Annotated in this window: 11 protein-coding genes and 1 riboswitch; of the genes, 9 read left to right on the top strand and 2 right to left on the bottom strand. The window is 41.6% G+C overall.

The features are described from left to right. The first annotated feature begins 14 nt into the window (after positions 1 to 14). The 3 genes from C509_RS0107725 to C509_RS0107715 all read left to right on the top strand — a co-directional run bounded on the left by C509_RS0107725 (position 15) and on the right by C509_RS0107715 (position 2,891). Positions 15 to 632: a hypothetical protein gene (locus tag C509_RS0107725; RefSeq protein WP_018706344.1), complete on the top strand. Its 618-nt coding sequence runs from the start codon at positions 15 to 17 to the stop codon at positions 630 to 632. Further along, on the top strand, positions 629 to 1,222 hold the full coding sequence (locus C509_RS0107720; RefSeq protein ID WP_018706343.1) for a redoxin domain-containing protein: 594 nt from the start codon (positions 629 to 631) through the stop codon (positions 1,220 to 1,222). Before C509_RS0107725 ends, C509_RS0107720 begins: the two co-directional genes overlap by 4 nt. Before the next feature lie 114 nt (positions 1,223 to 1,336). Continuing rightward, positions 1,337 to 1,443: riboswitch (SAM riboswitch) on the top strand. Between the two features lie 143 nt (positions 1,444 to 1,586). Further along, the gene (locus C509_RS0107715; protein ID WP_018706342.1) at positions 1,587 to 2,891 is read left to right on the top strand and encodes an O-acetylhomoserine aminocarboxypropyltransferase/cysteine synthase family protein; all 1,305 of its coding nucleotides are present in this window, start codon (positions 1,587 to 1,589) and stop codon (positions 2,889 to 2,891) included. A 155-nt stretch (positions 2,892 to 3,046) separates the two neighbouring features. Here the strand turns inward: C509_RS0107715 and C509_RS0107710 are convergent, their stop codons facing one another. Next, the gene (locus C509_RS0107710; protein WP_018706341.1) at positions 3,047 to 3,796 is read right to left on the bottom strand and encodes a DUF3891 family protein; all 750 of its coding nucleotides are present in this window, start codon (positions 3,794 to 3,796) and stop codon (positions 3,047 to 3,049) included. A 116-nt stretch (positions 3,797 to 3,912) separates the two neighbouring features. Between C509_RS0107710 and C509_RS0107705 the strand changes: the two genes are divergently transcribed. Beyond that, on the top strand, positions 3,913 to 5,352 hold the full coding sequence (locus C509_RS0107705; protein ID WP_018706340.1) for a S41 family peptidase: 1,440 nt from the start codon (positions 3,913 to 3,915) through the stop codon (positions 5,350 to 5,352). 344 nt (positions 5,353 to 5,696) lie between these two features. Further along, positions 5,697 to 6,890 carry a S1C family serine protease gene (locus tag C509_RS0107695; RefSeq protein WP_018706338.1) on the top strand — a complete coding sequence of 398 codons (1,194 nt, stop codon included), beginning with the start codon at positions 5,697 to 5,699 and terminating at the stop codon, positions 6,888 to 6,890. A gap of 58 nt (positions 6,891 to 6,948) precedes the next feature. On the opposite strand, the gene C509_RS0107690 is transcribed toward C509_RS0107695, so the two are convergent. Further along, positions 6,949 to 7,278: a winged helix-turn-helix transcriptional regulator gene (locus C509_RS0107690; RefSeq protein ID WP_018706337.1), complete on the bottom strand. Its 330-nt coding sequence runs from the start codon at positions 7,276 to 7,278 to the stop codon at positions 6,949 to 6,951. A 497-nt stretch (positions 7,279 to 7,775) separates the two neighbouring features. On the opposite strand from C509_RS0107690, the gene C509_RS0107685 reads away from it, so the two are divergent. The 4 genes from C509_RS0107685 (at position 7,776) to C509_RS0107670 (ending at position 12,339) form a co-directional block, all read left to right on the top strand. Then, positions 7,776 to 8,342: an NADPH-dependent FMN reductase gene (locus C509_RS0107685; RefSeq protein ID WP_018706336.1), complete on the top strand. Its 567-nt coding sequence runs from the start codon at positions 7,776 to 7,778 to the stop codon at positions 8,340 to 8,342. 377 nt (positions 8,343 to 8,719) lie between these two features. Beyond that, the gene (locus C509_RS0107680) at positions 8,720 to 9,709 is read left to right on the top strand and encodes an ABC transporter ATP-binding protein (RefSeq protein WP_018706335.1); all 990 of its coding nucleotides are present in this window, start codon (positions 8,720 to 8,722) and stop codon (positions 9,707 to 9,709) included. Further along, positions 9,706 to 10,674 carry an ABC transporter ATP-binding protein gene (locus C509_RS0107675; protein ID WP_018706334.1) on the top strand — a complete coding sequence of 323 codons (969 nt, stop codon included), beginning with the start codon at positions 9,706 to 9,708 and terminating at the stop codon, positions 10,672 to 10,674. Before C509_RS0107680 ends, C509_RS0107675 begins: the two co-directional genes overlap by 4 nt. 51 nt (positions 10,675 to 10,725) lie before the next feature. Continuing rightward, positions 10,726 to 12,339: an ABC transporter substrate-binding protein gene (locus tag C509_RS0107670; RefSeq protein ID WP_018706333.1), complete on the top strand. Its 1,614-nt coding sequence runs from the start codon at positions 10,726 to 10,728 to the stop codon at positions 12,337 to 12,339. Positions 12,340 to 12,715: the final 376 nt, after the last annotated feature.

The following is a 12,715-nucleotide window of genomic DNA, read 5'->3' as shown; positions in this document are numbered from 1 at the left end:
AGCGGGGGATCATAATGAAATGGTACTCGATCGGTTCACTGTCTTTTCCTGCTTCATGGGCGGCCATTTCTGCCGCTCTTATTTGTGCTTATGTGTATACAAGGCTGCAGCGGAAAAATATGGCGGCTGATATTTTCAGCAACGCTTTTTTTATCTTTCTGTTGACATGGAAGCTTAGTGTTATCCTGTTCCAATTTAAAACTGTCTATAGTAACCCGTTTGCTGTTGTTTATTTTAACGGTGGGATCAAGGGGTATTGGCTCGGAATCACAATCGCTTTCCTTTATTTGTTTTTTGCCGAAAAAAAACTCGATAGTCAGGAAAAGGACCTCCTAATGGAAGTGTGGATAGTGATCATTACAGTATATGAGCTTGTCTACTATTTATTAAATAAATGGCATATACTGCTGTCAGGATTCCAATTAATCGGAAGTGTCGTCTTTTTAATGTTGTTGAGAAGAAACTTTTCCGATAAAGTTTGGAGCATTCAAATCCTTGTGTTATTCACCTGTTTTCAAGGTCTGATTTACTCATTGGCAGGAAACATTCTTTCCGTGCCAATGGCGACTTACACGTTCGGTACATTGATTCTTGGCTGGGCTGCATGGAAAGGAAGTCGAAAAAAACAATGAACAAAAAATTATTCGGTTTGTCACTCCTTGTATTTCTTGTGGGGATCGTGGTTGTAAATATCTTTCAGGATGTACAAGAGAAGAAGGAAATGGAAGTGGCCCAAGAGGAATTTTTAACGGAATCGGAAACCTTGGTCACAGAAAATAGCGGCCTGAAAAAAGGAGACGTGCCCCCGGATTTTGAACTGGAAACTCTTGACGGCACTACTGTAAAGCTATCTGATCATAAAGGTAAAAAAGTAATTTTGAATTTCTGGGCGTCCTGGTGTCCGCCGTGCAAAGCGGAGATGCCCCATATGGAAAATTACTATAAAACAAAGGCTGAGCAGCACAATGTGGAAATCTTAGCCGTGAATTTAACCAGTGCCGAAAGAGGAGGTAATGTTAGGAAAAAGGTCGAGAATTTCATTGAGGAATACGGTCTCACTTTTCCGGTGCCTTTGGACGAAAGCGGTGAAGTTGGTAAAACATATAATGTAATTACCATTCCAACGACTTATATGATCGATACGAATGGTAAGATTCATACCAAAATCATCGGTCCGATGGATGAGGAAACCATTGGAAATATCGTTTCTGAAATGAGATAACCAAACAATTGTAAAATAATTCATTTTTGTATTGACAGTTCATAGAGCAGTGGTATATAGTAATATCCAAGAGCTCGACAGAGCTGATAAAATTAAATGAATCAACAAGTAATACTCTTATCAAGAGCGGCGGAGGGATTAGGCCCTGTGATGCCCGGCAACCTTCAGTTTTCTGAAAAGGTGCTAATTCCTACAAGTCATATTGACTTGGAAGATAAGGGGAGGAATCGTCATATCGGCCCTCTTCTTATACGGAAGAGGGCTTTTAGTTTTCTCTTCCCCCTTCCTGAACGGCACAGAATTTGCGTCGTTTTATTACCAACTTTTCCGATCGAATTAAAAAATCATTAAGGAGGAAGAAAAAATGACTCAAGAAAAAAATTATCAGCCGGAAACAATTTTATTGCATGGTGGACAGGAGCCTGATGCTACAGGATCACGTGCTGTTCCTGTTTACAGAACAACATCCTATGTATTCAATGATACTGAACATGCCCAAAAATTATTTGCCTTGGAAGAGACGGGAAATATTTATACAAGAATTATGAATCCGACAGTTGACGTGTTTGAAAAAAGGGTTGCCGAGCTTGAAGGAGGAACAGCTGCTGTTGCCCTTTCTTCAGGAATGGCCGCCATCGCGTTTGCCATTTTGAACATTGCCCGTGCCGGTGACGAAATTTTAGCTGCTACGGATCTATATGGAGGAACGTACAACCTGTTCTCCATTTCGCTTCCAAAGTACGGCATCAATGTAAAGTTTGTTGACCCTACAGACCCGGAAAATTTCCGCAAAGCGATCACTCCAAAAACAAAAGCAATCTACGGAGAAATCATTGGAAATCCGAGCCTTCACGTATTGGATGTTGAAGCGGTCGCCAAAGTGGCACATGACAATAATATCCCATTGATTGTCGACAATACTTTTGCCACACCATATTTATGCAAACCGATTGAATATGGTGCTGATATTGTTGTACATTCTGCAACGAAATGGATTGGTGGACATGGGACAGCCATTGGGGGAGTCGTAGTAGATAGCGGAAAATTTGACTGGAACAACGAGAAGTACCCTGATTTTGTGGAGCCAGACAGAAGCTATCATGGTATTCGCTACGGAATCGATGTACCTGGTGCAGCTTTTGCAACAAAACTTCGTGTACAACTTCTCCGTGATTTTGGTCCATGCTTGAGCCCTGATAATGCCTTCATTTTCCTGCAAGGACTTGAGACTTTGCATGTAAGGATTGAAAAGCATATTGAAAATGCTAAAGCTGTCGCAGAATTCCTGAAGAAACACGATGCGGTTGAGTGGGTTTCCTATCCGGGATTGGAGGACCACCCTGCACATGAATTGGCGAAAAAATATCTTCCAAAAGGACCTGGAGCAATCGTGAATTTCGGGATTAAAGGCGGAAGAGAAGCTGGCAGAAAAACCATTGACAATGTCCAACTATGGTCACACGTAGCGAACGTTGGTGACGCGAAATCTTTGATTATTCATCCTGCATCAACAACTCATCAACAGTTAAGTGCAGAAGAATTAAAAGATACAGGTGTAACAGAAGAACTAATTAGATTGGCGGTAGGGTTGGAATCTGTTGAAGATATCACTGCAGATCTTGCCCAAGCGATTGAAAAAGCAGTTGAAGCGGTAGGCCAAGCAAAATAAGCTTCTTATCGTAATTAAAAAAGCCGGTCGTGCGATGCACGTCGGCTTTTTTTGTATCTGATTGTATATATAGGAGATGATTTAGGGGGAAAGCCACGGTTTCGATAAAGAAAATGCTATTCCCACGTTGAAAGAATCCAAAAAATCATTTTATATCATGGTATTATTTGGATTGAAAATCGATCTAAATGAGCTTTCTTGTAGCTCTCATTCAATCCTTTTATAAAAATATCCTCTTTTGGAACGATTTTTTGCTTTATCGTCACTGTGATCGCCTTCGCAAACGGGAAATCCTCAATTTGAATCGCCCTCTGATTGGTCCACCGGATATTCATCTTCCTTTTTAGATTAAGTGCAGGAGCTAGTGGGAGGCCGTTCCTAAAAAAAGAATGTTCGTTCATTCCGGGTTCATTTAAACACATAAACAACGAAAGATTATCGAAAAGTTGTAGCAATCCGTAATGGAATTCGAATAAAGCGGGGTCGAATCGAGGCAGGGATTCAATCAGCTGTTCTTGGCGCTCCTTTTCTCTTTGAACGAAAGTCTTGGCCTCTTCTGTTTCATCGTGCAACATGAACCTAGTGTAATGCTCGCTGCATAATAATCCGGAGTAGGGATCTATCTTGGCGACCTCGTCGATTCCATACTGATAAATGAGTATCTTTAATGGTATGGGAAAATTGGTGAACGAGTATGGGGATAACTTTCCGTCATCCCATAACGGCTCCTTGTCTGCGAGCTTCCATCCACAGTCATGCTGGTAAATGGCAAATAACACCGATTTCAACGCTGCTTGCGTTTTAAGCAAATCCCTTTTCCAGCAACTCATCAATTGACCCGAAATCTCTGCGTGGTGATGCTGTTCAATCATGACAAATTCCTTCGCCCGTTCTCTGATAATCATGATGCAAACCGCCTCTACATGTTTTTTCCATCATAGCACGACTTGAAAAACTCTCATAACTTGTCCTTTCTCAGCATAGATTTTGAAGTAAGGTGAACCGGTTGAGGAGGAAGACGATGAACAAAAAATGGCTGGCTATGATTGTCGCCTGCTCTTTGTTTTTAGGGGCGGGCGGGACATATGCAGGAATGAAATGGAAAGAATCCAATGAAAAAAATAATCCAATTGAAGAAAAGCAAAGCACAAAAAATTCCTCTGTGGTTTCGGACAATCTTGAAAAAATAGAGCAGGCTTATCAACTGATTCAAAAATCATATGTTAAAAAAGTGGATCACGAGCAGCTTGTTCAGGGTGCCATCCAGGGGATGATCGGGACTTTGAAGGATCCGTACTCCGTCTACATGGATGCAGCTACAGCGGAACGCTTCAATGATAGTCTCGATTCATCATTTGATGGAATAGGAGCCCAGGTCACTATTGAAGAAGGCAAGCTGGTCATTGTAGCACCAATTAAAAATACACCAGCTGAAAAAGCGGGTCTCAAACCGCGGGATCAAATTTTAAAGATTGACGGGGAATCGGTAGAAGGGCTTGATTTATATGAAGCTACCACAAAAATTCGCGGGGAAAAGGGAACGATTGTCAAATTGGAAATTTTGCGCAAAGGGGCAAACAAGGCGTTTGAAGTGCAAATCACCCGTGAAGAAGTACCGGTTGTGACCGTATTTTCCGATATGAAAGAAAATGGAGACAAAAAAGTTGGTTATATAGAGATCACCTCTTTTGCAGAAGGAACAGCACGTGAGTTTTCAGGCGAACTGAACAAATTGGAGAAAGAGGGAATGGAAGGCCTCATTATCGATGTCCGCGGCAACCCAGGGGGCATGCTCTCCAGTGTTGAGGATATTTTACAGCAATTGGTTACTGATAAAAAACCATACGTTCAGATTGAAGAGAGAAGCGGGAAAAAGAATCCTTATTTCTCAAACCTTGAAGAGAAAAAAGTTTATCCGATTACTGTACTGATTGATGAAGGAAGTGCTTCTGCATCTGAGATTTTGGCTGGTGCGTTAAAGGAAGTTGAAGGTTACGATTTGGTGGGAACCAAGTCTTTTGGCAAAGGAACGGTCCAACAGGCCATCCCGCTCGAAGACGGCAGCAATATAAAGCTGACGATGTTCAAATGGTTGACGCCTGACGGCAACTGGATTCATGAAAAAGGAATCAAACCAACGATAGAGGTTGAGCAGCCGTCATTTTTCCATGCCCATTCTTTAACACTTGAAAAGGACCTGACCCGTGATATGAATAATGAAAATGTAAAAATTGCCCAAGAATTATTGAAAGGGCTCGGTTATGGTCCCGGACGGACGGACGGGTATTTCGACGGCCAGACGGAACGCGCGGTCCGGGCATTTCAATTGATTGAAAAAGTGCCGGTAACAGGAAAAATTGACCAGAGAACCGCCGAAAAACTGGAAGCGGCAGTCATCAAGGAAATTCAGGATGAACGAAATGACCTTCAACTCCAGGTGGCATTAAAATCCATGAAGTAAGGTATAACTTAGTTATTTTGATTCGTACACTATGTTACGAATAATGAAAATATGTATCCATTAGACTGGTCAGGCTGATTGTTGGTCACAAATTTGCGCGTTTTGTGCCTGTGTTTCTGCAGCAGTTGATTCTTCGGTAGGCTTACGCACGCTAAGCCTGCCGTTTTTCTTATCCCAAAGTATAGAACTGTCGAACATGAATAATGACTTAGCTTGTCGTTTTATCGGGGAGACCTTGTACGGGTACGAATGACAAACTTGCATTTTGTAATTTTACATTCCTCCTTGGTGAAATCTTTGATAGAATAAAAGGTAATCATTTTATCCCAGAGGGAGGCTGCAAGATGGTTCAATTATGGCTGATGGAATTAGCCAAGGGAGTAGGCAGGCTTTTTCTGAATCCTGTTTTATATTTTTCTATCCTCCTGGTACTTTTTGCCGGTTTTATAAGAATAAAAAGGGAGAGGACAGATTTTAACGTCAGAGTCCACGACCAATTCCATGAATTAAGGCATCTGCTGCCTTCCGGACTTTTGGCAGGGATGATCTTATCTATCTTAACGTTGATATCCGGATTTACGATTCCCCTCGAAATGTTTGTATTGATTGCCATGACTACCATTCTAATGGGTGTGATCGGCAATGCCAGGCTGCTTTCACCTGCGTTCACCGTAGGTCTTCCGATATTTATTGCTTTTACTATCACATTTTTCAAATTACATAGTCCTTACACAGATGCTTTATTAGAGAACAGTCAATTTTTAATCGGGATCCCCATTTTACTAGGGATGCTACTTTTACTGGAAGGCATCCTTATGTTAAAGAACGGGTTAAAGGATGTTTCTCCTAAACTTCGGACAAGTCAAAGAGGGCTGACGATAGGAGCACTTCAAATTAAACGGGTGTGGCTGCTTCCAATATTCTTTTTTCTGCCTGCTGGTCCTTTGACGGCTCCGTTTGACTGGTGGCCGGTGATTCACTGGGGAACAGAGTCGTATTCACTTATGCTTGTCCCTTTTGCACTCGGCTTCCAAAACCAGGTCCAGAGCAGCTTGCCAAGCCAAGCGGTTGAAAGGCTGGGAAAACAAGTCATCCTTTTGGCTGTGATCGTTCTTGCCGGATCGGCAGCAGGTTTCTTTTATCCAGTGATTGTTCCTCCGATTATTGCGGGCATCGCCATTCTCGGGCGACTTCTGATTTCGTACAGACACCGCTTCAGGGAAAACCATACAAGCTATTATTTTACACCTCGCAACAGAGGCATCATGATATTGGGCATCATCCCGGGAACCCCGGCAAGCAAATTGGAACTGAAGACGGGAGAAATTATCAAGTCTTGCAACAATATGATGGTTTCCAATAAGGATGAATTGTATAAAGCGCTATTGAAAAACCGTGCTTATTGCAAGCTTGAGGTGCTTGACGTGAAGGGGGAAATTCGGTTTGAACAATGTGCGCTTTATGAAGGTGACCATCACGAACTCGGTATTCTTTTTGTAGAGAAGCGCTCTAAACCTGAACAAGGCAGAGCGATGTAATCAAATATTGAAAAAAAACCTGGAACAAAGGCTCCAATTGGACTGTTCCAGGGTTTTTTTAACTCTTTTTTTCTTGCATATGTTGGGTGTGGGTGCTTCCCCATTCATGCATAACATCCAAAACAGGCTGAAGGCTTCTGCCATAATCAGAAATTGAATATTCCACTTTTGGCGGTACTTGTGGATACACAACCCTGTTGATAATATCTTCTTCTTCCAATTCCCTTAACTGTTTTGTCAGCATTTTTTGGGTAATGTCGGGCATTAACCTCTTCAATTCACTGAATCGCAAGGTGCCTCTATTGAACAGGTGCAGTAAAATAATCGGTTTCCACTTTCCCACTAAAATGCTTAAAGCCTCGTCAACTTTACACAACTCTGTTTCCACCTTTTTGCATCCCCTTCTTAAGTATCTTTATATATACTATAGCACTTTAAAGGGTGTACTTCTATTAGATCTAATTTTATTACCTAATAGCCTATATCCTCTTTCATATCAACTTGAAAAATTTCTAGGTGGCCTACCTAAATGACGTTATTGATAAAAAGAAGAGGGATATTTAGCAGGATTATGGTTTGGACGCGGATATGCTACTTACTCTTGTAAAGCGAAAGTTCAGTATGAAGAAAAACAACAACCGGTAACGATTAGGGGAAATTTATAGCTCGTAACATTGGTAACGAATACTCAGAAGAAATTCCCAAGCATATCAACATTGGAAAGTGAAGGGAAATTTGAGTGAGAAATCCTATTCAACTCCTAATAGTATCTTTTTCTATACTATGTCTCTTGAAAGTGCGTACTATAAAATTAAATTTATATATTCTATAATAAATTGAGCATTTAAAAATAATCATTACCATTCACATAAGGAGCTGGACATCATGACAGTTAAAGTAAAAGCAATTATTGGGAGCACAAGCTCCACTTCATTCAACTTGAAGCTGGTTGAATTCATGAAAAAACGTTATGCGGGGCAACTGGATATCACACCTGTATTCATTAATGAACTTGAGATGTTTTCAGTAGATTTGGAAAGTAATGTACCAGCTAATGTCAAGGAGTTTAAAGACAATGTAAAAGATTCGGATGCTGTATTATTTGCAGTTCCTGAATATAATTTTTCCATTCCCGGCGCTTTGAAAAATGCAATTGATTGGTTATCACGCGGTGGGGATTTCACGATCAAAGATAAGCCAGCATTTATCATTGGCTCTTCCATGGGAGTGTTGGGTAGTGTACGTGCCCAGATCCACTTAAGGGAAATCCTTTCAAATCCATCTTTATCACCTGCTTTATTGCCAGGTAATGAAGTATATATCGGATCAGTTCATGAAAAAATAAATGAAGCCGGAGAACTCATTGACGAAGGCACAGTTGCTTTCTTGGATCAAGTCGTTCAAAATTTCCTAGCTTTTTATAATAAAAATAAAGCAGTTTCTCTTGTTTAATAACCAAGGAGATAAAGTTCATTAAAATAACGGATCAGTTCATTGATATGCCTTCTTTAAGCGTTCAGGTTTTAATTTTTTACCTGTTTACTAAGAGGGTGATAATCATGGGGCTGTCCGTTTTTTTTTACTTTGTGATTTTGTGAGAAAAAAAAATCAAGACTTGTATTAAAACGAAACCCGTATGACAATGTTCACATTTTTCCATTAAAAATTCCATATAAAAAGGACTTATGGAATAAATATCGAATACTCTAATAAGTACTATTACAGTAAATGATCCATATATCAATTTATTTTATATATTGCCAATTTTCCGTATTAATGTAATAATATTTTTGAAATATAGTAAATCATCATCAGAAGGGAGCGAGGAAGTGGAGAATGCATTATTAAAAGTTGAAGGGCTGAGAACCTCTTTTTTTACAGATGATGGAGAAATACCGATTGTAAACAGCATCGATTTTCATGTTCGATCCGGTGAGATCCTAGGCATCGTCGGGGAATCAGGATGCGGAAAAAGTGTCACTTCCTTGTCCATTATGGGCCTTATTCCGTCACAGACAGGGAATGTGGATGGCCAGATCCTTTTTAAAGGGGAAAACCTCACTTTGGCGACGGAAAAACGAATGCGGGAAATTCGGGGCAATGAAATCGCCATGATTTTTCAAGAGCCGATGACGAGCCTGAATCCGGTTTTTACAATCGGAGACCAGTTGCTCGAAGCTATTCAGATCCATCGAAAATTACCGAAGAAGAAAGCTAAAGAGCGGGCTGTTGAAATGTTGAAGTTAGTTGGACTGCCGCGTGCGGAGCAGTTGATCAATGATTATCCCCACCAGCTTTCCGGCGGGATGAGGCAACGTGTCATGATTGCGATGGCGATGATCTGCAATCCGGAATTACTCATCGCGGATGAACCGACAACTGCACTTGATGTTACCATCCAGGCGCAGATTTTGGATTTAATGAAAGCGCTTAATAAAGACACGGATACCGCCATTATTATGATTACGCACGACTTGGGTATCGTGGCCGAAATGTGCAGCCGTGTCATTGTTATGTATGCCGGTCATATCGTGGAAGAATCAGACATAAAAACGATTTTTAAAAATCCGAAACACCCCTATACGGTTGGATTGCTTCAGTCTGTACCGGATTTGCGCCAGAAGAGGGAACGGCTTTATTCTATTAAAGGCAATGTACCAAAGCCAGGCTCCATCCAAACTGGCTGCCATTTTGCCCCTCGGTGTGACCATGCGGATGAACGCTGCTTTGCCGAAACACCTAATCTATTAAATCTTTCAGATGTACATAAAGTGAAATGTTGGTTGTACGAAAGCAATAAAGGAGAAGTCAGCGGATGACAGAACGATTATTGGAAGTTGAGGGTTTAAAGAAAAGCTTCCCTATACATGGCGGGATATTCGGAAAACAAATCGGATCGGTGAAAGCTGTTGATGATGTCTCCTTCTTCATTAAGAAAGGTGAGACATTGGGGCTTGTCGGCGAGAGCGGATGCGGAAAATCAACGACAGGCAAAACGTTGCTCCGTCTCTTGGAACCGACAGAAGGAAAAATATACTTTGAAGGAAAAGACATTACAAGCCTTTCAAAAAATGAAATGCGCCATCTTCGCAGAGAAATGCAAATGGTTTTCCAGGACCCGTTTGCTTCACTAAATCCCAGACATAAGGTGGAAAAGATATTGGAAGAGCCATTGATCGTCCACGGGATGTCGGATTCAAAAGAACGGAAAAAAAGGGTGCGTGAGCTCCTGGAAATCGTTGGTCTCAATGATTATCACGCAAAGAGGTATCCACATCAATTTAGCGGTGGTCAACGCCAAAGGATTGGTATTGCAAGAGCTTTGGCTGTCCGTCCCAAGCTTATTGTTGCAGATGAGCCTGTCTCCGCCCTAGACGTGTCAATCCAATCACAGGTACTGAATTTGCTGAAAGACCTACAAGAAGAGTTTGATTTAACTTATTTATTTATTGCTCATGATTTAGGGGTTGTCCGTCACATCAGCGACCGGGTCGGAGTGATGTATTTGGGAAGGATTGTGGAACTGGCAGACAGCGAGCAACTATATGAAAATCCAAAGCATCCATACACTGAAGCGCTTTTATCAGCCGTACCAGTTCCGGATGTTGACTTTCACAAGGAGCGTGTCATTTTACGTGGAGATGTGCCAAACCCGGCGAATCCGCCTGCGGGCTGTGCATTTCATACACGCTGTCCGGCGGCAATGAAGCAATGTGCGCACAAAAGGCCATTGTTCAAAGAAGTTGAAAAAGGCCATTACGCGTCTTGCCACTTATATGAGTGACTTTTCGCGTGAAATATATTATAGGCAAAAATGATGAATGGGGGCAAAAACATGAAAAAGGGTTTTTCCATCGTTTTTTCACTATTGCTCGTCCTGTCTTTAACTCTTTTGGGCTGTTCTGGATCTCAAGAGACGGGAAAAGAAGAGAGCGGGGAAAAGAAGGAGGAAGCAGCTGAAGGCGGCACAATGGTCTATGCTCGCGGAGGAGATGCTGTCAAGCTGGATCCGGCGACAATTACAGATGGTGAGTCCTTAATTGTATCTGAACAGATCCTTGAGACACTTGTCAAATATGAAAAAGAGACTCCGGATATTCTCCCTGGCCTTGCCAAGGACTGGGAAGTTTCTGATGACGGAAAAACGTACACGTTCGAATTGGAGGAAGGGATTAAATTCCATGACGGCACTGATTTCAATGCAGATGCAGTCGTTAAAAACTTCGAACGGTGGATGAATGGGAAAGATGAGGCGGAATTTCCTTATTTTGTGTCACAGTTTGGTGGTTTTAAAGGTGATGAAGCGGCAGTTATTAAAGAAGTAAAAGCAGTTGATGATCATAAAGTAGAGATCACTCTATTCAGGCCGCAAGCGCCATTTCTAAAAAACTTGGCCATGACGCCGTTTGCCATTTCCAGTCCGGCTGCCATTGAAAAATTTGGCGCAAAATATATCGAAAACCCTGTTGGAACAGGACCATTCAAGTTTGAAAGCTGGAAACGGAATGATACAATCACAGTCGTTAAAAATGAAGACTATTGGAGAGAAGGCCTACCAAAGTTAGATAAAGTCATCTTTAAAGTCATCACAGACAACTCAGCCCGTTTGAATGCGCTTGTCAAAGGCGAAGTAGACTTAATAGATGGTTTAAATCCAAGTGATGTCGAAAAAGTAAAGGCGGACAGCAATCTGCAAATTTTTGAGCGTCCGTCAATGAACGTTGGTTATTTAGGGTTCAATGTTGAAAAAGAGCCTTTCGATAACAAGAAAGTCCGGCAGGCCATTAGCCATGCCATAAACAAGCAAGCCATCATCGATAATTTCTATGAGGGGACGGCTGAACCAGCAAAAAACCCGATTCCGCCTTCTATCGATGGATATAACGATGAAATCGAAGATTATGAGTTTGATTTAGATAAAGCGAAGGAACTGCTTGATGAAGCAGGATTCAAAGATGGGTTCAAAATGGATTTATGGGCAATGCCTGTTCCACGCCCATATATGCCAAACGGCCAAAAGGTGGCCGAAGCGATCCAAGCCGACCTTGAAAAGATTGGTGTTGAAGTAAATATTGTCACAATGGAATGGGGAACATACTTGGAAAAAGTGCGGGACGGAGAATCTCCTATGTTCATGCTCGGATGGACAGGTGACAACGGAGATGCAGACAACTTCCTATATGCCCTGTTGGATAAAGACAGTATCGGATCCAATAACTATTCAAGGTATGCAAATGAAGATGTTCACAAGCTGCTAATTGAAGCACAAACGGAAACAGATGAAGAAAAACGCAGCGAACTATATAAAGAGGCATTGGAAATTATTCATGATGATGCACCATGGGTGCCTCTTGCTCACACAGTTCCGCAACTAGCTGGAAAAAATACGATTGAAGGGTTCTTTCCGCATCCGACAGGGGTTCAAGTGTTTGAGGATGTTTCAATGTAATAGAGATATCCGAGGGGAGTGAACGTACTCCCCTTTTTCGAGGAATAAGAAAGTATAAAATTGGATGAAAATTGTATCCAAATGGTAACATTATATGCCAATTCTGATGGACTGGAGGTCTTGGTACGGCGAAGTGCTAGTGTAAGCGAAACAAACAAGGTGTTGCCGAGAATCTATGTCAGCCAGGAGATGTGTCAGGTTGGAAGGAAGCTTATTCAAGATGCATGTGCTCCTGCGCCATAGCTTATCGATTAAACCGGTGGAAAACCATGAAAAAACTGCATGAGTTCAAGGTTTTCCTCTTGATAAAACTGAAATGAATCGCTTTACTACGGTGGTTTAACAGCACCTTCATCCAAATTCGTCTTGTGCTGGT

This window comes from Siminovitchia fordii DSM 16014 = CIP 108821 (assembly GCF_000374565.1).
GTDB classification, from domain to species: Bacteria; Bacillota; Bacilli; order Bacillales; family Bacillaceae_C; genus Siminovitchia; species Siminovitchia fordii.
Note: the sequence above shows the minus strand (reverse complement) of the source record. Positions and strands in the feature narration are given on the sequence as shown.